A 21,276-nucleotide genomic window follows, 5' to 3' on the forward strand; every position below is an offset into this window, starting at 1 on the left:
ATGTTCCACATCAAAATTCTATAAATTATGTCACTTCGACTAGGAGATATTGCCCCAGATTTCGAGGCAAATACAACACAGGGTACGATTAATTTTCACGAATGGTTAGGCGACAGCTGGGGGATGCTTTTTTCACATCCATCTGATTTTACTCCGGTGTGTACCACTGAATTAGGTAAAACTGCACTTTTGCAAGGCGAATTTGAAAAGCGTAATGTAAAAGTGCTGGCAATCAGCGTGGATGATTTAGATTCCCATAATCGCTGGATTCCTGATATCAATGAATTAAGTAATACACAAGTGAATTTTCCACTAATAGCGGACGAGAGCCGCAAAGTGGCATTGCTGTATGATATGCTTCACCCTAATGCGAGCGAAAAAGCAACGGTTCGTTCGGTGTTTATCATTGGGCCTGACAAGAAAATCAAACTGACACTTACTTACCCTGCTTCAACAGGACGTAATTTCAATGAAATCCTAAGGGTTGTGGATTCTTTACAGCTTACCGCCAATTACTCGGTTGCAACCCCTGCGGATTGGAAAGACGGTGAAGATGTAATTGTAGTTCCTGCTGTGAGTACAGAAGATGCCCAGAAGAAATTTACAAAAGGGCTGAATATTGTTAAGCCATATTTGCGCTACACTCCGCAGCCGAATAAGTAATCATCTTTTAGGTCAAAAAAATAGGGCTTCCGAACAGGAGCCCTATTTTTTTGACCTAAACCATTAAGTTTCACTGTCGATAAGCTCTTCGGGTATAATCATTTCCTCTCCATAATAAATCATGTGGCGCGCGCCCTGGTAGTAGAACCAGATAGACGCTGCCATGGCAATGTGGCTGATATCATTGTAATTGAACCAGGGGCCAACACTATACTTCAATGCGTGAAGACCAGCCGCTAATGCACCCATAAAAGTTGCTATGAAAATATTCTTACTGCCCGGATCTTTTCGCCTTTTGTAAACATAAATCTCGATGAAGAAAAGCATCAGAAAGAGTCCGTAGAACGCATGAATTTCCACGATCAGGAAATTCAATGTGATAAAGGTCAGTACAAAAAATATCGTAAGCTCCACATAGTTCAACCATCCGAGGATCAGTCCGTTGCGCTTCGGTAGCAATGGCTTAATGTGCCAAATCGCTGCACGTTCAAATAATGCAACGGCAATCATACTGGCAAACCATCCAGGAATTTTCCCCCGCATACCTGTCAAATATAAAAATCCATGTCCCAAGACACCGCCTATGGCAGTGGCGATCGCCATAAATAAAAAAAAGTACTGGATTTGTTTGTACATCCTGTGAGCGCGTCCCAGTCTGTTTAAATGAAAAAATGCATAAATGCATATCACTGTCAACATCAGGCTTGAAAGGACCGTCGAAGGCTCCATAATAGTGATCCCAAAAACTTGGACCTGGTGCACTTTACTGAAATCTATGGCAACTTCATTCATGAATAGAGGCGTATTAATCAGCAATTAAGTAACAATATTGTTGTAACAACACACTTTAATAAAATTATACCAGAGAGCCTCAATGTGTCTCAGATTACCTGTATATCGAGGAATTTTGTGCTAATTAAAGAAAGCGCTTCAAAACCTTGTGTTTTGAAGCGCTTTATAATGCTGTAAGATGAAAGACGTAGCTATTGATTTACTTTTCTCCCCTTCAATGTCTCACGTGAATTTTTAACCTGTTTCAAAAGATCTTTCTTAACGAAAAGGCGAGAGCCATTTCCGCCCTGCAGATCAAATGTTCTGTCCTTATATTCAAACTTATTGTTTGGCAGGATATCCAGAAAGTAATTTTGCCCGCTCAGGTTGAATTTCATTCCTTTTGTATCCTGCTGCGTGTCGTCCCAGGAAACAAAGATACTTCCATTATCAGAGCCCAGCGAAACGCCTGGTGTAAATGGAAGCACATTGATTGTTTGAATACTTTTACCGTTGCTCATGGTGATCTGACCTTCAGGATTCACCTTAATGTCATTAGGGTCAGACACTTCTCTGCGAATGTTAATGCCCTTATCATTGAAAAACTGCACTTTGCCAAGCGGAATATTGGCGGTTTCCAGGTCCCGCCGAAGATCTTCTGTAAAGACGGTGTAATTGGAAAGGGGAACGGAATTCATTGTGGTGCAAGCAGATGCTACGCTAAGAAAAAGCACTACTGCAAAAATTTTTTTAATAAGATTCATGTCTTGATTTGGTGTTCTCGTACGAATGAGTGGATGATTTTAGTTGGGTAGTTTACCAATCGCAATATTAACAAAAAAGCCTTTCAGTTTCACCAGCCAATTGATTTGCCCAGTTTAATAACTTTACTTAAACTGACAATGTGTCAGCCAAAACCGTTTTGATTGTAGTTGGAACGCATATTTCTATCGTGTATTGCAAAGCAGAAAACAATTCTAAAATATAAAACCAAAACATCATAACTATGGAGTCAGTGATTCAGGAAAAAGGAAATCTCAGCATACATACCGAGAATATCTTTCCGATTATTAAAAAATTCCTTTACTCGGACCACGAAATCTTTTTAAGAGAATTGGTTTCCAATGCCGTAGATGCCTCGCAGAAAATCAAAAAATTGGCATCTTATGGCGAATTCAATGGCGAACTTGGAGATTTAAAGGTTGTTGTCAAGCTCGACAAAGATGCCAAAACGATCACGATCAGTGACAATGGTATTGGTATGACAGCCGATGAGATTAAAAAATACATTAACCAGATTGCCTTCTCGGGTGCGACCGAATTTGTTGAAAAATACAAAGACAAAGGGGAAGATGGAAAGGGCGATAAGGGCATTATCGGACATTTTGGTCTGGGTTTCTACTCCGCCTATATGGTGGCAGAGAATGTGGAAATCCTTACGAAGTCTTACAGAGAAGACGCTGAGGCAGTTCGCTGGCAATGTGACGGTTCCACTGAATTTGAGTTATCTCCTGCAGAAAAGGCAGATCGGGGATCGGAGATCATCCTTCACATTGCGCCTGATTCCGAAGAGTTTCTTGACGAACACCGTCTAAGAGGTATTCTTGAAAAATATGGTAAATTTCTTCCTGTTCAAATCGAATTTGAAGACAAGATTATCAACAACCCTAATCCTATATGGACTAAAAGTCCGGCGGACCTGAAAGACGAAGACTATCTGTCATTTTATAAAGAATTATATCCTTTTAGCGAAGATCCATTGTTCTGGATCCATCTGAATGTGGATTATCCCTTCAATCTGACCGGAGTTCTGTATTTTCCAAAACTCCGTAATGATTTTCAGGGACAGCGTGAAAAGATCCAGCTTTACAGCCGCCAGGTGTTTATTACAGACGAGGTAAAGGACATTGTTCCCGATTTTCTCCAATTGCTTCACGGTGTGATTGACTCTCCGGATATTCCATTGAATGTATCCAGAAGCTATTTGCAGGCGGATGGAAATGTGAAGAAAATCAATGGATACATTACCCGTAAAGTGGCAGACAAGCTCTCTGAGATCTTCAAAAATGACCGTGAAGGCTTCGAAAAGAAATTTGATGACATCGGTTTGTTTATCAAATATGGCATTATCAGCGATGATAAGTTTTACGATAAAGCGAAAGATTTCTGTTTGCTGAAAAACACCGACGGGAAATTCTTCACATTTGATGAATACCGTGAAGCCGTTAAAGACAATCAAACCGACATCAATGATACGCAGGTATGGCTGTATACCACGGACGAGAAAAAACAGGATGCATTTATTCAATCAGCTAAGAAAAGGAGCTATGATGTTTTGTCTCTTACGACTGTAATTGACTCTCACTTTATTAATGCATTGGAGCAAAAGCTTGAAAAAGTCAACATCAAAAGAGTTGATGCTGATACGCTGGATAAATTGGTTGAAAAGGATGTGAAATTAGAAAGCATTCTTTCTTCTGACGACCAGGAAAAGGCGAAGAAAATCTTTGAAGAAATCGCAGGGAATAAGAGCGCCAATGTTCAGGTGGAAGCAATGCCAGTGGATGAATTGCCGGTAGTGATTACATTTCCGGAATTCATGCGCCGTATGACCGATATGCAGGCGTCATCCGGACAACGTTCCATGTTTGGTGATATGCCGTTGATGTATACGGTTTCATTGAATTCAAATCATCCCGTTATCAGCCGCATACTTCAATCTGAGGACGAATCTGATCAGAAAGTTTTGGCTAAACAGGTTTATGATCTGGCGCTGCTTTCGCAAGGATTGTTGTCAGGAAGTGATTTGACCCAATTTATTCAAAGGACTGTTACAAACCTGTAAGTACAGAGTTGCTTATAAACGATAAAACCCGCATTTGCGGGTTTTATCGTTTATAAGCAACTTATTTATTTTTGGCCTGAGATGAGGAGCACTTTGAGCTGATTCAATTCCTCCCATTTGTAATCCTTTGCCAGCCCGGCTTGTTTCGGCCAGGATGAAGGATCATGGATTTGAAACCTTGGGCCAGCTTTTTTGAGGATACCCACTATTCTTATCGCAGAAGTTTCCGCAAGTTGCTCGAATGTGTGAATGCCTTCTTTATTAAGCAGTTCTTCAATTTTCGGCCCGATCCCTTCTATTATTTTCAGGTCGTCGGGAGCATGGTCCGGGCTTGTAATTGGGTATACCGTTTTGGAAGCATTGGTTGCAACAGGTTGATCATTATGGTTGTGCATTGACATTCGGAGTTCAGCAAGTTCAAATTTCTTTTCTTCGATTAACGCCTGCAAGATATGCATTCGTCGTTTGATAATTATTTTCGCCAACAGCCAGCCCAAAGTGGAAGCAAAGCAGAGCAGTAAAAATATCTCTGTTATTGCAATCGGCACACTTTGAGAATTAAATGGAAAGGCTGGCAGGTTCATCTTTTCGATTGGTAGTATATGAGCTCCCGATTAATCCTGTTGAGCTTGTACCTGAGCTCTCTGGTTTTCCTGCTTTCATAACTATTTCCGGTAAAAAAGCCAAGCAACAATGTGATACTTACCATTATTGCATGTTGCCATGCCTCCGCAATATCAATGGGATAATTGGAAATTAAACGGAGATTTTCGGAAATGTCCACATTTTCGGCCACCGGAACGACTTCGGTGAGAAAAAGCGGAGAGTCGTAAAGTACATCGCAGAGCTGCTGTATTTTGCAAACATGCCAGTAAGTTGAACCAAGGATCCAGACGGTTAGAATGGTCCACCAGAGTGCCTTGACGTTGAACATGTTTAAGCCTTAATTTTCTGTTTCCGGAAAGTCAGATATTCGTTTAAATGTACCTTTTCGGAAAACAAGATGCAATAGGAGGGGCTGAATGAAAAAAGAGCCTGAGTGACTACCCAGGCCCTTTTTATCTATCGGTTCATTGAAATCAGGAACTCTTCATTATTTCGGGTCCCTTTCATGTGTTCAAGCAGAAAATCCATGGACTCCATTGCATTCATATCGGACATATGCTTCCGAAGGATCCACACTTTTTTCAATGTTTCCTTGTCTAACAGAAGGTCTTCGCGACGGGTACCAGATGCCATTACATCGATGGCTGGGAATACACGTTTGTTGGAAAGCTTGCGATCAAGCTGCAATTCCATATTACCAGTACCTTTAAATTCCTCAAAAATCACCTCGTCCATCTTGGAACCTGTATCTATCAATGCCGTAGCGATGATCGTCAGCGATCCGCCGTGTTCCACATTTCTGGCAGCACCAAAAAAGCGTTTTGGTTTATGTAAAGCATTCGCATCCACACCACCTGAAAGAATTTTACCGGAGGAAGGTACAACTGTATTATATGCACGTGCAAGACGGGTAATGGAATCGAGCAAAATCACAACGTCGTGCCCGCATTCAACCATTCTTTTCGCTTTCTCGAGAACAATACTGGCTACCTTAACATGGCGATCGGCCTGTTCATCGAACGTGGAAGCAATAACTTCCGCGCGAACACTGCGCTGCATATCTGTTACCTCTTCCGGACGTTCATCAATCAATAATATAAGAAGGAATACTTCGGGATGATTGCGGGTGATCGCATTGGCTATTTCCTTCAACAAAACAGTTTTACCTGTCTTTGGCTGCGCTACAATCATACCACGCTGACCTTTTCCAATAGGTGCGAATAAATCCAGAATCCTGGTTGAATACTGATCTGGACGTGAGCTTAGTCTCAGGCATTCATCAGGAAAAAGAGGGGTAAGGTATTCAAATGGAATACGGTCCCTGATTTCCTCAGTTGTTTTGCCGTTAACGGTCTCAACCCTTAGCAATGCGAAATATTTTTCACCTTCTTTCGGTGGACGGATCTGACCTTTTACCGTATCTCCGGTTTTAAGACCAAAAAGTTTGATTTGTGAGGGAGATACATAAATATCATCCGGGCTTGCCAGGTAATTATAATCTGCGGAGCGAAGAAAGCCATATCCGCCATCCTGCATAATCTCCAAAACCCCTTCATTGACAATCAATCCATCAAACTCCCTTACATAATTATTGTAATTACGTTTGATTTTGGTCGAAGGATCCTCCCGTTGTGGTTGTGGCTGGGCCTGCCGCTCGGAATTTTCGTTATTCTGCTTGAAAGACTTGTCCTCTTTTGAAGCGTAATCCGACTCCTGACCATTAGACTCAGATTTTTCTTCGGTTGTTTCCGCTGTTACAACAGGCGCATTTTCAGGTTCCGGAGCAGAAGCGACTTCTTCTAGCCCCAAATCGTTTAAAGTATCGTTATCGGAATCGTGCTCTTCGTTTATGCCCAGATTTTTCATTAATTCTTCATTCCGTTGGGGCGGCTCATTGCGTGCTGAGGTATCGAACAACGGAGAAAATGGAGTTGTCGCCTTGGCATTTTCCTTCTTGTTTTTTGGGCGGTTATTATTCGCCTTTGCAGGGACAGGCGTTGACTCCGCCGGTCTGCGGGCCCGTTTCTTTTTGCTGCCGTCAGCATCATCAATGGATGTTTCTAAAACGGGCGCTTCTATGACCTGGGAAGAGGATTCCTGCTGCGAAAGGATTCTGTTAATGAGTTCTTTTTTTGGGAGTTTTGTATGATCGGGTATCCCAAGAGTCCCCGCTATTTCTTTAAGCTCGGATAGAAGCTTAAGATTTAATTCATCAATTGTAGGCATAAAGAGAATGGAAGGTAAAGTAACGTTTTACCAATTGGATAATAAGTTTGTGAATGTAATTGGATACAAAATCAGGAAAGTATGTCCCGAAGTCATAAGACGGTTATTAAAATAAGAATTGATTATAGAAGCCTGAGAATATGACCCTGCTAACTGAAAAACTTTGTTGGATCAACTGTGAAAAGTTTGCAATTTGACACACTAGGAGTAATGACAATAAATCTGAAAGATTTTTTACGACCCGATAACGTTGGGATAGGGAGTTACCGCGAGATGGATTTGGATTTTAAAGCCGATACATGACTTAGGTGAGCGAAGGTAATGATAAGGGTTTTAAATTCCAAACATTTATTGATTTTAACAAATGCCTGGTCATAAATAGCAATAATCCTGATCCGTTAAATCTTGAAGACACACATTTACAGGATTTTATAGCAATTTGGCATATTTAAAATAGCTAGTTTTGAAATCCTAAGGATGAGATTTTTGCAAAATATATGAACATTGTCATTGATGCCGGGAACACGTATTCGAAAATTGGTTGGTTCGAAAAAGAGAAACTTATACGCTATACGACGCGTCTGAGTTTCGACGAGTTGCTTGCAGCGATCTGGTTGGATATTCCTGAAAATATCATGTTTTCCTCGGTTAGCATTAGCGCAGAGGAATTTCGGGAAGCTTTAAACTTGCAGCTGAACATTTTCAATCTGTCTTCCGAAACGCCGATCCCGATTAGCAAAAGTTATGATACCCCGGCTACACTTGGGGCGGATCGAGTCGCCGCCTGTATAGGGGCCAATTTTCTGTTTCCCAACGAGGATTTGGTCGTCATTGATATGGGAACCTGCATAACCTATGACCTTATTGATCATACAGCCACTTTTCAGGGAGGTATAATTTCTCCAGGAGTGAAAATGCGATTCAATTCGATGCATTCGTTCACTAAAAGGCTTCCACTTGTTGATCCGGAACAAAATCCCGCCTTAATAGGAAAAAGTACAAAGCAATCCATGCAAAGCGGCGTGATGAACGGGGTGCTGGCAGAAATTGAAGGAATTATTCAAAGATACCGGCACAAATCCCCTTCATTACGCGTACTAATATGTGGTGGCGATGCAGCTTTTTTTGAAAGTAGCCTGAAACCACCCATCTTTGCGGTGCCGGAACTGGTTTTAATAGGATTGAACAGAATTTTAACATATAATGTCTCTTTACAGTAGAATCTTAATTCTTACACTTGCAATTACACTGAGCTGGAGTTGTACGCATCTCACAACGAAACTAAAAGCACAAGGCTTAGGTAATTCCCCTTATTCTTCATTAGGCATGGGTGAGTTTTACGGAGAGTCATTTTCTGACAATACAGGAATGGGGCAGTCCGGTGTGAGTTACGGCAGTGGCTTCCAGGTTAATAATTTGAATCCCGCGCTGTGGGTCCGCAACCGGTTTACTACATTGGATGTTGGGCTAATTGGTCAATACAAAAATATTGTTTCAGGAAATCAGTCGCAGCGCAATGCGGGTGGGAACCTTGCTTATGTTTCGCTGTCATTTCCAGTTGGCCCGAAATGGGCGATTGGCGTCAATTTAAAGCCTTACAGCTTCATTGATTATCAAAATGTATCATCACGAACCGTTCCGGGAACTCCTTTTCAGGCTCAATATGTCACGTCTGGTAAAGGTGGAATTAATAAAGCTTCGATAACCAATTCGGTTCAGATCGGAAGGTATGTCAGCCTTGGGCTGGAGAGCAGTTATTTCTTTGGTAATGTTCGGAAGGCATCCGAAGTTATGCTCCCGATATCGAACAATGGCGACGATTATCTGGTAAGCCTTAATGAAAGGACCACTTATTCTGATATTGCATTTCGCGCTGGAGTAGCTGCCAGGATCCCTATTAAAAAGCAGAATAAACTCAACCTGAACCTGGGAGGTGCATATAGTTTCAGCACAACCCTTAACTCGATTCAGACGACATCATTCGAACTCACCCAGCTTTCATTTCCTGTCATTGCTCCGGATACTTTGGAGAATAATCTATCCGGCGGACTTACGGTTCCCGAGCAATACCAGGTGGGAGCTAGCCTTGAATGGCCTTTTAAGCTGGTTGTCTCCGCAGACTACAGCCATCAGTCGTGGTCCAAATACAGAAGCTTTGCTAACAGTTCCGACAACTTAAACGACGTTGGCCGCATTCACGTCGGCGTCGAGTATTTACCTCGTTTTACCTCCCTAAATTATTTTGACCTTGTTCGCTACCGTGTCGGATTCAGCCATGGTAAAACACCTTATAGCATTAACGGTAATGACGTGAACGACACGAATGTTAGTTTGGGTTTTACATTCCCGATGGGGAGAGGTTATCAAAACTTCATTTCATTGGCGCTGGTTGCGGGTCAGCGTGGTAATGCGGGTGCTGGTTTAATTCGTGAGCGATATGGCCGTGCAGTTCTTGGCATTACATTGCTTGAGAGGTGGTTTGTGAAGCAGAAAATTGACTAAAACAATGTTAATCCGATTGTCTTTGAGATATTTAAAAAGGGGAGATAAATTTTTATCTCCTTTTTGTATGATAGGCATTTTGGTATTTTTTCTCGCTTGTGAAGGAAAGAAAACCAAAGAAGGGGCGCTTTACACCGGACCCGTTGAAATCGTGAACAACGTTGAGCTGAAATACAGCGAACAAGGAAAAATGAAAGTAATTATGAGAACGCCAAAATCACGACGTTTTCAAAATGAGACACAGGTTTTTCCGGATACCGTCAATATTAGTTTTTTCGACACGCTTGGAACTGTCGTTACGCGGTTGCGATCTGATTCGGGGAGATATGATAAAAATGCAGACGTTTATATTGTGAAAGGGAATGTGCGTGTGGTGAAATCAGAAACCAATGAAATATTGACAACTTCTGAGCTGAACTGGAGTCCGCGCACGCGAAAGGTATTTACAGAAAAGCCACTTGCAGTGATTAATAAGCGAACAGCTGAAATTACCAATGCGATTGGTATGGATGCGGAGCAAGATTTCACGAGGATTAAATTCAGGAAAGCAACGGGCATTTATAAATTTACCGGGCCCTAATACTTTTTGCAGTTTGCCAGGGACGATCGAACCGCTTCAATCTTGGTATAAATACTGTCTTTCCCCCATTTCACTGTTACGTAAGTTACAATTTCAGCCACCTCGATATCGCTTAGTTTAGCATTCGGGGGCATTGGACGACTGAATTTCCTGCCATTGACAAGAATTGTGTCTCTCATCCCATTCTTAATAATGCAGGCTAATAGTGCTTTATCAGACAGCGTTTGAGAGCCTGAAATAGGCGGATACAGATTTAGCATTCCCTTTCCATCCACCTGGTGACAATTGGAACAATTCGTGGTATACAATTGGTATCCCTCAACAAAGTATTGCTCACTTTTCAATTCTTCTGCACTCTGACAGCAAACGGCTAGCATTAGGAGAGACATTGCAATGCTTTTCACAAAAACAAACACCCTAACCTTATTTCTTGTATTCACTGAGTAAAGTCTGGATATCCGCTATCAACTTTTGTGTGCCCTCCTCTGTCGTTCCATCGTACATTCCTCTTACATGCCTTTCTTTATCAACTAAAATGAACGCGCCGCTATGGATGTAACCTCCTTCGGCAGACTGTTCTTTCTTTGCAGTAACCATGTAACTTTTCTGGCCTATCTCATAAATCTTTTCCTTTTGTCCGGTCAGGAACAACCATTGATTCCCCTGAATCCCTAAGTCCGTGGCATATTGCTTCAATACCTTCGGCGTATCATGCTCTGGATCAATGGAATGTGAGAGTATTTTGAGTTCAGGATTTCCCTCGTATGCATGATATACTTTAATCATCTGCCGCTTCATAACGGGGCAAATTGTTGGGCAGGTTGTGAAGAAAAAATCTGTAACGTAGATTTTGTCCTTTACGAATGCTTCTGAAATCGTATCCCCATTTTGGTCGACAAAAGAAAAGGAGGGGATTGTATTATAAATGGTATCAACAACTTCCTTGCCATCAACGGTTTTTTTCGTCCAATCCCGTTCACCCAGTATGGGTAGTTTGTTATCTGAATTATTGCAATTCAAGATCCCTAAGGCTAGTAGGGTTAGGTACAAAATATTAAATAAAAGAGTATTTAATTTCATGTTATTCTAAAAATGTCTTGGCTTCCTGGATGGACTTTGCGGTTGTTTGTTTAACTAACAAAATTTTCTCTCTTTCCTTTTCAAAATAGGCAATTGCTTCCTCCGATTTCAATTTCTTTGCCGAGTCGCCCCGGTATTCGTGCATCCAGTTCATCATCAGCTTGTCCGAATCATTCAACTTTTGATTGAGATCAACAGCTTTGATTCTTTGTTCCGCCATGGTGTTACTGCTGATGCCTATATTCTGCAAGCTGTCAATATGCTGGATTTCCTTGGAGAGCTTTGATTTCAAACTCATGATATCATCCATTTGCGGCATAACTGCATCGTGAATGGTCATCACTTCGGCTTCCAGGTCAGTCGCCTTATCTTTTTTTGCATCCTGCCCGCACCCTGGTAAAATGGCTACTATTACCAGCAACTGTATTAAAGATTTCATAATGTTCTGGATGGGTTATGTTAGATCTTATTGAGAGCTAATCTTTTAGAATCATTTCTCTTGCATTAGTGATAACAGCCTCTGACGGATTATGACCACCGATCATCTGAGCAATTTCCTGTACGCGCTCGTCGACGGTCAACTTCTTTATACGGCTCACGGTTTTATCGGACGAGTCATCTTTATAGACAAAATAATGCGCGTCGCCGCTGCTTGCGATCTGGTGCAGATGAGTTATGGCGATGATCTGATGATTGCCTGCCATTCTTTGCATCATCTTCCCCATTTTCCGAGCGATTTCACCGGAGACGCCTGTGTCTATCTCGTCAAAGATAATGGTAGGAAGTTTCCGCTTGTCCGCGAGAATGTATTTGATAACCATCATTAATCTGGAAAACTCACCACCAGATGCCACCTGTTTTAATTCCTGCGGGGCAATTCCCTTATTTGCACTGAATAGAAACAGAACGGAATCAATTCCTTTGTCAGACGGAGCGATTTCGGTTATGTGTACTGAGAATGAGGCATTTGGAATACCTAGTTCGATCAGTCGTTCCAAAATGAGGGATTCAATGTGCTTAACAACCGATTTGCGTCTTTGCGAAAGAGTACTTGCCGATTTAAGCATTTGATCCCTGGCTTTTGAGGCGTTTTTTTCCGCAACAATCAAATCTTCATCCAGGTTAAGGACAACAGTCAGTTTCTTTTGCAATCCCTTCTCTATTTCAAGCAGTTGCTCCAAGGATGTTGACTGATGTTTTTTGAATAATGTATAAATCAGATCAAGCCGTTCCTGAACTATTTCGCTTCTGCTGCTATCCACCTCGACGTGACCGTTTACCTGTTCAATTTCGTCAGCTAAATCCCTAAGTTCAAGAAAAGCGCTTTGTGCTCTTTGGCGCAATGGTCCATACCCAGTTACTAGCCGCGAAGCCTGAGCCAGCGCACTGACTGTGTTTTTAAGTTGGTCGAGAATTGAATTTTCAGGATTGTCAAGATATGCCGATGCGAGCTGCAATCTCTCCTTTATTTCAACTGCATTTTCGAGAATTGTGAGTTCTTGTTCAAGTTCTTCCTGTTCACCGATCTTAAAACTTGCGTTTTCAAGCTCCTGAAATAAAAATTGGTCATAGTCGAACTCCTTGCGCAATTGGAGTGCGTTTCTTTTCAGCTCCTCTAATGTCCTGATTGCGTCTCGAAATGCGCGATAATCGAGCGTGTAGGCTTTTAAGATATTGTCATTATCCGCAAAAGAGTCGACAACCTGCAACTGAAAATCATTGCTCCCCAGCAGAATGGAGTCATGTTGGGAATGTATGTCAAGCAGCTGGCTACCAATTTTTCTGAGTGTTTCCAGGTTGACGGGGCTATCATTAATAAACGCACGAGATTTTCCCGCTACTGAAATTTCTCGCCGAATAATGCATTCTTCCAGAAAATCCAGATTTTCGTTTTCGAAATTGTCTCTTAGGTCGTAACCGGTAAGGTCAAAGCTACCTTCGATGATGCATTTTTCTGAGGAATCGTACAACGTTTTAACATCGGCACGATTACCTAAAAGCAGACCAATTGCCCCAAGCATGATAGATTTTCCTGCGCCCGTCTCGCCAGTTATGATATTCAGCCCTGGATTGGGAGACATTTCCAGTTGCTTTATTAAAGCGTAGTTTTTGATTAATAAATTAGAAAGCATATCTAATTTAAGAGCAGATTACAGGAGGCCATGCAACCGGCTGGTAAGAAGAAAATCTTGTTCGGTCTCCGATACGAATATAGTTATGATATCAACAAATAGGAAATATAAGAGGACGACGCAGATTATTTAATTCTTCGTTGCTGAGTAGCGTCGTAGATAATTTCGTAAAGATCCGCAAGTGCGAGATGATGGGGGTGACTGCGCTTATCATTCAAGATCAAATAATCGCTTGTAAACGATACTAACTTACCAAAATAGGTGTTTCCATTTTGAAGAACGGCATTTATTTCGTGTGTCAAGAGCCCGTTCAATGCAGCATGAATTTTTTCGGAACCAAGGCGAATTAGTCTTTTACTCATTGCGAAGAATTACAGCCGTTGCATTTTCTATAATGACAGTCGCTGGTACAATTGGGTTTTCGTTGGATCGAGACTGACGAGCAGTGAGTAAGCTTGCGTACGTTCTTCGGGTTGTGCTTCAATCAAAATCCGGTAAAGTTCGTCGGACTTAGCATCAAAAAATGAATTGATTACGACGCTGGCAGGCCTTAACTGATTGACTTCTTTTAATGTCGTTAAAAATTCCAGAACCTTAGCCCGTGTTTCAGTAGGATTTTGTGTAGCAACATCCAATCCCTCGCGATAGTATTTATACAATCCTTCTCTGAAAGGAGTAAACTGCTGGCTCATCAGGTTTTCGATCAGCCAATAGCGGTTGCGCGAGTCACCGTTAGAATCCCAGCCTCTTTTGTTTGGAGAAGAATTTCGAGCCTGGTTTACCAGATTAAATGCCTTTTGGACGTAAGGCGCGCCCCCCATTTTACTAAAAGAATCATAGTCAAAAATCAATGCAACGTTGGCGTAGTAGGCCAGAATGTAGGGTAACTCCTCTGTGTAGCTATTTTCATTAAAGTACAATTGGGTACTTGGCAAATACGTGAAAGTAAAGTTTTTGTCCACATAAGTAAACAAAACTGTCTCATAATTGGAGTTGAAAACCGGTCTCGATACGACCAGTTGGGCATTTCCTTCATAATTACCCTGGCTGACAGAACGAGTTAGGTTGACATTCAACTTGCATTTGATCTTTTCTTCCTTGTTGAACTGATCATTGGTCCACCGCGTATTGTTCAGAAAATCATTCATGTAAGTCTGAAGCTGATTCATTGACTGCGGATCTGTCTTTTGCTGAGCTACAAGTTGCTCGTAATTCAGGTTGACAGTAAATTGGAATTCCTGGGCAGTTAATTTTCCGGTAAAGCTTAAAACCATCAGAAAAGCCATTATAACCAATTTCATTTTCATGCTTGCTTCCATTTGGTTAAAACAATTTGGAGAATATCCGCAGCGGCTTCTGTTTTGGATTTTAAATCAAAATGCAAAATATTCTTGTCCCTGTCAATAACGGTTATTTTATTCGTATCGTGTGCAAATCCGGCACCTGGATCATTCAGTGAATTTAATACAATGTAATCAAGGTTTTTGCTAACGAGTTTATCTGTCGCATATGCCAATTCATTTTCTGTTTCCAGTGCAAAACCGATCAGCAACTGCCCTTCTCGTTTAAACTGACCAATTGTTTTGGCAATATCAATGGTCTTTGTGAGTTCTAAAGACATGTTCTGTCCCTGCTTTTTGATCTTTTGCGTAGCCATCTCCCTTGGGGTATAATCAGCCACTGCAGCAGCGAAAATGACCAGGTCGGCGTTCTCAAAATTCTGTTCAGTCGCTTCAAGCATTGCTTTGGCACTCTCCACCTTCACAAGATTAATGTTATTGTGAATGGGCTTTAAGTTTGTCGGACCGCTGACGAGAGTAACCGATGCACCTGCTGCCGCAAATGCTTCTGCCAAAGCATATCCCATTTTACCTGACGATCGGTTACTGATAAAACGCACAGGATCAATAGCTTCTATGGTGGGTCCAGCTGTAATGAGGACTTTCTTTGATTGGGCCACTGGTGTTTTGGCAAAATAATGATCCAATTCATTCATGATGTTTTCCGGCTCTGCCAGACGACCGTCCCCAACAAGTCCGCTTGCCAATTCACCAAACTCCGGTTCGATGATATAGTTTCCGAAACTAGTAAGTGCTGCCCTATTTAATTTTGTTGAAGGATGATGAAACATGTCCACATCCATGGCAGGTGCAAAGAAGACCGGGCACCTTGCAGATAGGTACACGCCGGTTAGCAGATCATCACAATAGCCCGTTGCACATTTTGAAAGTGTTTTGGCTGTTGCAGGCGCAATGACGAGCAAGTCCGCCCACAGCCCAAGTTCGACGTGGTTGTTCCAATTACCGTTTTCGTGACCGCTAAATGAGCTAAGAACGGGATTCTGAGAAAGTACGGAAAGTGTAAGGGGCGTAATGAATTCTGTGGCAGCTTCCGTCATGATCACTTTTACTGACGCGCCTGCTTTAACAAGCAATCTTACCAGTAAAGCCGATTTATAAGCAGCAATGCTTCCTGATACGCCAACTAGTATCTTCTTATTCCTGAGATTCAATTTAGGATGGGAGCTTAATTTGATTATAAAGTTACGGAGATAACTTTGATCAAAAATAGTTTGGGCGTTGGAAATGAAAAACCAGCCACAAATGAAGACTTGTGGCTGGCTCTTTGAATTGAATGCTATTCTTCGTCTGTTTCCCGGTACGCGTGATACGTTTTTCCTTCAATAAATTCATCAATTGAAATGCTCCCTGCCTTAGGCATGCGTTCGTAAAATTTGGAAATTTCAATTTGCTCCCGGTTTTCGAAAACCTCTTCCAAATTGTCTACTCCTGATGCGAATTCAGCAAGCTTATTATTAAGCTCCTCTTTCATTTTACTTGAAATCTGGCGAGCTCTTTTGGAAATGACCGATACAGACTCATATAAATTGCCGGTTACGTCCGCTATCTTGTCAGTGTCCCGGGTAATAATCGATGGATTCGTTGCCATACCTATTTTTATATTGTTTAAAATTTTGAAATACTGCATCAGCAGATCTTACTGACCTTTCGGTTCTGCAATTGCAGGAGTTGTAACCTTCGTCGGCTTGTTTGACGGTTCAGGTTGCAATTCTTTAAGCTTTTGCCTGTCCTGTTCGAGTTTTGCTATCACCTCGATTTGTTTTTGGCTGTCATCAAACATCTTCTCCGCATCCCTATTGAATCTACCAGTAGGGTACTTATCAATCAGCTCTTTATAAAACTTTACAACATCCTGGAACCGGTCTTTTTGCTTGTCGCTGAAACTGTTCGATGCCAGATTGTATTGCGATTCAACTTTCAAAAAGGCGAGTTCTTCATTGTATTTGGAGTCAGGGAAATCTTTCCGGAAATTCTCAATGGATATAACCGCAGATTTCATCGAAGATGGGTTGAAGTCGCTAATCTTATGATACAATCTGGCCCGTTCATAAGCCTTCTTTTCCAGCTTCGATCTCAATTCAAGGATATACTTGGTACATTCCTCCCGAAACGGGCTCTCAGGATAAGTATTGATAAAATCCTGCATTGCTGAAATCGCAGTGAAAGTACTGGTCTGATCCAGGTTGAAAGGCGATGAGTCCTTGTAAAGTGAAAATGCATGCATATAAAATGCTTCCTGAGCATAATCACTGCGAGCATAGGTATCGAAAAACTTTTTGAACAGGAACTGACTGGTATTGTACTGGCTTTGATGGTACTGTGTGTAGGCATAATAGAATTGAGCTAACTCAGATTCCGTACTACCTTTCAATAAAGGGATCAATTCCTCAAACAGTAAACCTGACCGATAAAAATCACCCTTTTTGTAATAGGACATGGCGGCATCATACTTCTCCTGATCCGTACCTGTTTTCTGTAATTTGGAAAATTTACTGCAGGATGTGATAACGATAACTGCAATAAATAGCAAGAAATAGCTTGCTCGACTGTTTTTTCGCATATTGGCTGCAAAGGTAATAAAAAAAGCTACATCATCCATAACGAATGCGTAGCTGTTATAGTGTCGAAAACCAGGCTATTGCTGATGACGAACAAGCATCTTTTTGGTTGCCACTTTTTTGCCATCAAGTGATAATTGGTAGAAATAAAGTCCTGTCGGCATATCTTTCGTATTGACCCGGAGCTTCTTGTCATTCTTATTCATTGTAAATTCAGCCATTTGAGAACCAAGCACATTGTAAATAATCAGCTTGGCATCCCGTAAACCTGAGGTAATGTTAAAATCCAATTCTGCATACTCACTGGCAGGGTTTGGATAAATATTCGATACTGAAATTTTGTCACTTACAAATAAAAGCTCTTCCGCTCTAATCTGAGCTTCCAGGCCAGGAGACCTTCTGTCAATACTCTTCTCAACTATTTCAGACGCAAGCACATTACTGTTATCCGATGAACTTACACCTGAAAACAAAAATGATGTATAAAAACTATTTAGTGCTTTTGGATTTTGCAAAGACAATGGTTTGTATTTAATACCTGAGGTAAGCGCAACAAATTTGAGACTTTCAGCAGTCGCTGGCTTCTTCTTGCCAACCATGTTCAGCCGGCTACCGCCAGGAACCGATTGGGCACTTGTCCTGTAATTTCCCAGGAAAAGCGCAGTTAATACAAACAAGCAAAGTATAGTTCTTTTCATAGCGTCAATGAGATACTTCTGACTAATTTTTAGATGATTTAGTGAAAAAGTACACAGCAAAAATATAGAGAAATAATTGTATATTCAAAATATATTGTGCGAACGGTCATGTTTATTTTGGAACTTAAATAATCATGCCGCTAAAAAACTTTTTACCAAAATTTCGCGAAAAACTTATAGTTCAGCCCAAATTGTTTTATTCTTCGTCGGTTTCTCTGTTATTCTCCAATTGAAACCATCTAGTTGCCTCTCGGCGGGTTTTATTTTTGATGGAGGAATGAGCTTACCATCAGGTTTTCCCACAAATGAGATTTTTTGTACACGGTTATCTACAAAAAGTAAATTCATCCTTCCACACTCTACACGGTTCAACCCAATGCTCTTGTTTTTATCATCTATTGCATAGTAAGCACTTTCACCATTTCCATCGACCAAGACCTGTTTTAGCTTATTCCCTGTTTCAAAATAGGCATTGATCGTCCTGCCTTTGACCTGATTAAACTGCTTCACCAATGTATCCTCAGTGATCACGAAGGATTTGCCCTTTAACAGCATTCTGTTGATCTCATTGTTGACAAGGAATGCAGTAATTGAATCTGCCTCCATCTGATAATGTTGGTCACTCCAAAGGATGGGCTGACGAAAAAACCTGATAATGGAATCGGCTGTATTATAGCTAATTGAGTCACATTTTCCCTGAAAATCAGACTTATAGATATAGACATTTTTATTACCTATCAGCTTCCGCGTGCTGTCCTTTGCGTTTTCGTAAGAATATAATGTGTCTGCCCGAATGTAAAGAGTGTCTTCCGAAACCACGTTTCTAACGAAGGCATGCCCATAGATTTTGGAATATCCCTCCGACTTCCAATAAAAGCCTTCGTCACCATTCAATACCGTTTTATCTTTTTTGGCGACTATTACAACATTGCCTTTTCCCTGGCCATTATTGCTCTTTCCGTCAACCACCAAGGAATCTGCGGTAAGAGTATACGTTTCATTATCAACCGTTGTTCTTCTATGAAATGATGACTCGGCAGATTCCGTATTATACTGCCCTTTGGTTCCCACTACAACCCCATCTTTATTTACAATTTTAGTAGCTCCGTTGAAGTAAGACCATTTTGTAATAGAATTATAAAGTAGCGTGTCGGTGGTTAATGTGTACTTTTTGTTAACAAGTTTTACGCTTTTATAGTAGGTAAACTCCTTGGTTGTCGTATTATAAATCCCTTCCTTGCTGGTCAGGACGTTTTCTTCATCAACCGTTTTTCCGGGGACTTTGTAATTGGCAATTCCATTGGCCATGTCATATTCAATTTTCCTGGTGGTAAGAGTCCGCTTTCGATCTTTAAGAACCGTTTTGCGTCCGCTTACAATTGCGAGCCGGGTATTACCATAGTAAAAAAGCGTATCTCCGGTTACTATAATTGTATCGCCCTGTACGATTTTGACATTACCAAAGGCTTCGATCACATTAGTATTGATATTTTGGATGGCAAGTCTGCTATACAAAAGCGCTCCTTTATGCTTGAAAATACCATTGGTAACCCTTCTGGAATCAACCCCGTTTTCATTGATTATTTCAAGCTCATCAGACTTCAGAATTTCAACTAAATCGTCGGTCTGACCACCCTGCGTTTTTGGTAAAACCTTCTGTGCGAACAGGTAAGGTGTAAAAATCAGTAAAGAAAAGAACGTAAGTTTAAAAATATTGTGTTTGATATGGATGACGCGCAAAAGTTTAAAAGGGTTGCAGTTTTTAGAATATTTTTTTATGTTCATGTTGCTGTCTTTCATTTACCTTTGAAAAGGTGTCCCAGCAGGCCTGGCTAAAATTCAATCTGGTCCGTTATATGCCAAAACTACATCAAATACGTTTTTCACGTTCATTTTGGATTCGTTTTTAACTTTAATTAACCAACTGGGGCTTGAGTTAAAACGGGAGCCGACTTTACTGGCAGTAAGCGGAGGCGTAGATTCTGTCACCATGGTTCATTTGTTCCATAGAATGGGATTCAGAGCTGGGATCGCACATTGTAACTTTGGGTTAAGGGATGATGAATCTGAGGGTGATGCGGAATTTGTGCGAAAGTTGGCGCAGGACTACAATCTCAATTTTTATTTAAAAAAATTTGATGTCAAATTCTACGCGAAGAAGCATTCGATTTCTATCCAAATGGCCGCTCGGGAACTGCGTTATAAATGGTTTGAAGAGATTAGGGTGGCTAATGGGTATAAATGGATCGCAACTGCCCATCACGCAAATGATTCTTTTGAAACCGTACTACTTAACCTGACACGTGGAACCGGCTTATCTGGCCTAAATGGCATTGCAGCTAAACATAATACACTCATCCGTCCGATGCTATACGTAACAAAGGCAGAGGTTTTGGCTTACGCAAAAAACCATAATCTTGAATGGCGTGAGGACCGCTCCAATAATACAGACGAGTATAAGCGAAATATGATCAGGCACGAAGCCATACCGGTTTTCCAGAGGTTAAATCCCGCACTTGAAGCAACATTTAAGATTACATCCGAAAAATTAAGCTCTGCAAACACTTTGCTTAATGAATTTTTGCAAACCTGGAAAGCTACGGTACTCAGGATTGAGAGAGATACAATCAAGTTAAATATTCCAAGCCTGCTTTCGAGTAGTGAGCCGGGTTATAGGCTTTGGTACGTTTTGGAAGAATACGGATTTGCGTATCGCCAAGTGGCGCAAATAATTGAGAGCTTGTCCGGAATCCCTGGTAAGACTTTCTTCTCTCCTACACACATGCTTTTGGTTGATCGGTCGGAAATTATTTTAGAGGCGAGAACCAACCACGAAAAAGGTTTTGAGTGGATAATTGAGACTCATGATAATCCGGTGAACTTTGAAAATCAGCCGCTTTCATTGGAGAAACTCGACGCGGCTCCGCGTTTTGAAACATTACAGGACGGCGAGATTCTTGTCGTTAATGAAGAAAAATTGATTTTTCCATTAAAAATTAGAGGCTGGCAGAAAGGCGATAGGTTTTGCCCACTTGGAATGCTTGGGAAAAGTAAAAAATTGAGCGATCTCTTCACTGATTTGAAGCTGGATCTATTTCAAAAGCAGAAAATTAGATTGCTCGTAAATGGTAATGGAGACATTATTTGGGTAATCGGCATTAGACCCGATGAAAGATACAAGGTCGATGAGCAAACCAAAAATTTCATTACTTTCTCAATATATAGTCGATCCGATCTCGACAAAATTTAGGGCT

The 21,276-nt window shown here is 41.2% G+C and carries 22 protein-coding genes; 6 read left to right on the top strand and 16 right to left on the bottom strand.

Annotation, left to right across the window (positions count from 1 at the left end):
- Positions 1–27: 27 nt before the first annotated feature.
- A complete protein-coding gene (locus tag FHS68_RS06435; RefSeq protein WP_167268256.1) occupies positions 28–663 on the top strand; it encodes a peroxiredoxin in 636 nt (211 codons plus the stop codon).
- Between the two features lie 63 nt (positions 664–726).
- On the opposite strand, the gene FHS68_RS06440 is transcribed toward FHS68_RS06435, so the two are convergent.
- Together FHS68_RS06440 and FHS68_RS06445 are read right to left on the bottom strand one after the other, a co-directional pair.
- Entirely contained in the window at positions 727–1,455 is a 729-nt protein-coding gene (locus FHS68_RS06440; RefSeq protein ID WP_167268258.1) for a DUF6962 family protein, read from the bottom strand.
- Between the two features lie 191 nt (positions 1,456–1,646).
- Complete coding sequence (locus tag FHS68_RS06445) at positions 1,647–2,198, bottom strand: hypothetical protein (protein WP_167268260.1); 552 nt, start codon at positions 2,196–2,198, stop codon at positions 1,647–1,649.
- Positions 2,199–2,440: 242 nt separating this feature from the next.
- Between FHS68_RS06445 and htpG the strand changes: the two genes are divergently transcribed.
- Positions 2,441–4,279, top strand: a complete 1,839-nt coding sequence (htpG, locus tag FHS68_RS06450) for a molecular chaperone HtpG (protein WP_167268261.1) — start codon at positions 2,441–2,443, stop codon at positions 4,277–4,279.
- A 65-nt stretch (positions 4,280–4,344) separates the two neighbouring features.
- Here the strand turns inward: htpG and FHS68_RS06455 are convergent, their stop codons facing one another.
- The 3 genes from FHS68_RS06455 to rho form a co-directional block, all read right to left on the bottom strand.
- On the bottom strand, positions 4,345–4,863 hold the full coding sequence (locus FHS68_RS06455; RefSeq protein ID WP_167268263.1) for a helix-hairpin-helix domain-containing protein: 519 nt from the start codon (positions 4,861–4,863) through the stop codon (positions 4,345–4,347).
- Complete coding sequence (locus tag FHS68_RS06460; RefSeq protein ID WP_167268264.1) at positions 4,860–5,213, bottom strand: hypothetical protein; 354 nt, start codon at positions 5,211–5,213, stop codon at positions 4,860–4,862. The genes FHS68_RS06455 and FHS68_RS06460 overlap by 4 nt, the downstream gene beginning before the upstream one ends.
- Before the next feature lie 128 nt (positions 5,214–5,341).
- The gene (gene rho / locus FHS68_RS06465) at positions 5,342–7,111 is read right to left on the bottom strand and encodes a transcription termination factor Rho (RefSeq protein WP_167268266.1); all 1,770 of its coding nucleotides are present in this window, start codon (positions 7,109–7,111) and stop codon (positions 5,342–5,344) included.
- 497 nt (positions 7,112–7,608) lie between these two features.
- Between rho and FHS68_RS06470 the strand changes: the two genes are divergently transcribed.
- The 3 genes from FHS68_RS06470 (at position 7,609) to lptC (ending at position 10,193) form a co-directional block, all read left to right on the top strand.
- Entirely contained in the window at positions 7,609–8,331 is a 723-nt protein-coding gene (locus tag FHS68_RS06470; protein WP_167268268.1) for a type III pantothenate kinase, read from the top strand.
- The gene (bamG, locus tag FHS68_RS06475) at positions 8,315–9,613 is read left to right on the top strand and encodes a BamG family beta-barrel-assembly machinery protein (RefSeq protein ID WP_510185963.1); all 1,299 of its coding nucleotides are present in this window, start codon (positions 8,315–8,317) and stop codon (positions 9,611–9,613) included. The genes FHS68_RS06470 and bamG overlap by 17 nt, the downstream gene beginning before the upstream one ends.
- Positions 9,614–9,680: 67 nt before the next feature.
- Positions 9,681–10,193 carry an LPS export ABC transporter periplasmic protein LptC gene (gene lptC, locus FHS68_RS06480; protein WP_167268270.1) on the top strand — a complete coding sequence of 171 codons (513 nt, stop codon included), beginning with the start codon at positions 9,681–9,683 and terminating at the stop codon, positions 10,191–10,193.
- Here lptC and FHS68_RS06485 read toward each other — a convergent pair.
- The 11 genes from FHS68_RS06485 to FHS68_RS06535 form a co-directional block, all read right to left on the bottom strand.
- A complete protein-coding gene (locus FHS68_RS06485; RefSeq protein WP_310588511.1) occupies positions 10,190–10,633 on the bottom strand; it encodes a c-type cytochrome in 444 nt (147 codons plus the stop codon). The two genes, lptC and FHS68_RS06485, sit on opposite strands and share 4 nt — an antisense overlap.
- Positions 10,617–11,216 carry an SCO family protein gene (locus tag FHS68_RS06490; protein ID WP_374757499.1) on the bottom strand — a complete coding sequence of 200 codons (600 nt, stop codon included), beginning with the start codon at positions 11,214–11,216 and terminating at the stop codon, positions 10,617–10,619. The genes FHS68_RS06485 and FHS68_RS06490 overlap by 17 nt, the downstream gene beginning before the upstream one ends.
- Positions 11,217–11,274: 58 nt before the next feature.
- The gene (locus FHS68_RS06495; RefSeq protein ID WP_167268274.1) at positions 11,275–11,712 is read right to left on the bottom strand and encodes a viral A-type inclusion protein; all 438 of its coding nucleotides are present in this window, start codon (positions 11,710–11,712) and stop codon (positions 11,275–11,277) included.
- A gap of 37 nt (positions 11,713–11,749) precedes the next feature.
- The gene (gene recN / locus FHS68_RS06500; protein WP_167268276.1) at positions 11,750–13,405 is read right to left on the bottom strand and encodes a DNA repair protein RecN; all 1,656 of its coding nucleotides are present in this window, start codon (positions 13,403–13,405) and stop codon (positions 11,750–11,752) included.
- A gap of 125 nt (positions 13,406–13,530) precedes the next feature.
- The gene (locus FHS68_RS06505; RefSeq protein WP_167268277.1) at positions 13,531–13,767 is read right to left on the bottom strand and encodes an LSm family protein; all 237 of its coding nucleotides are present in this window, start codon (positions 13,765–13,767) and stop codon (positions 13,531–13,533) included.
- 27 nt (positions 13,768–13,794) lie between these two features.
- On the bottom strand, positions 13,795–14,712 hold the full coding sequence (porD, locus tag FHS68_RS06510) for a type IX secretion system protein PorD (RefSeq protein WP_229211784.1): 918 nt from the start codon (positions 14,710–14,712) through the stop codon (positions 13,795–13,797).
- Positions 14,709–15,917: a bifunctional phosphopantothenoylcysteine decarboxylase/phosphopantothenate--cysteine ligase CoaBC gene (coaBC, locus tag FHS68_RS06515; protein ID WP_167268281.1), complete on the bottom strand. Its 1,209-nt coding sequence runs from the start codon at positions 15,915–15,917 to the stop codon at positions 14,709–14,711. Before coaBC ends, porD begins: the two co-directional genes overlap by 4 nt.
- Positions 15,918–16,042: 125 nt before the next feature.
- A complete protein-coding gene (locus FHS68_RS06520) occupies positions 16,043–16,354 on the bottom strand; it encodes a DNA-directed RNA polymerase subunit omega (protein WP_167268283.1) in 312 nt (103 codons plus the stop codon).
- A gap of 48 nt (positions 16,355–16,402) precedes the next feature.
- The gene (locus FHS68_RS06525) at positions 16,403–17,326 is read right to left on the bottom strand and encodes an outer membrane protein assembly factor BamD (RefSeq protein WP_167268285.1); all 924 of its coding nucleotides are present in this window, start codon (positions 17,324–17,326) and stop codon (positions 16,403–16,405) included.
- A gap of 75 nt (positions 17,327–17,401) precedes the next feature.
- Complete coding sequence (locus FHS68_RS06530; RefSeq protein WP_167268287.1) at positions 17,402–18,022, bottom strand: T9SS type A sorting domain-containing protein; 621 nt, start codon at positions 18,020–18,022, stop codon at positions 17,402–17,404.
- 174 nt (positions 18,023–18,196) lie between these two features.
- Positions 18,197–19,807 carry an OstA-like protein gene (locus FHS68_RS06535; protein ID WP_229211785.1) on the bottom strand — a complete coding sequence of 537 codons (1,611 nt, stop codon included), beginning with the start codon at positions 19,805–19,807 and terminating at the stop codon, positions 18,197–18,199.
- 109 nt (positions 19,808–19,916) lie between these two features.
- Here FHS68_RS06535 and tilS point away from each other — a divergent pair, with 109 nt between their 5' ends.
- A complete protein-coding gene (gene tilS, locus FHS68_RS06540) occupies positions 19,917–21,272 on the top strand; it encodes a tRNA lysidine(34) synthetase TilS (RefSeq protein WP_262889576.1) in 1,356 nt (451 codons plus the stop codon).
- The last annotated feature ends 4 nt before the right edge of the window (positions 21,273–21,276 follow it).

It is taken from the genome of Dyadobacter arcticus (assembly GCF_011762185.1).
In the GTDB taxonomy this organism is placed as follows: domain Bacteria; phylum Bacteroidota; class Bacteroidia; order Cytophagales; family Spirosomataceae; genus Dyadobacter; species Dyadobacter arcticus.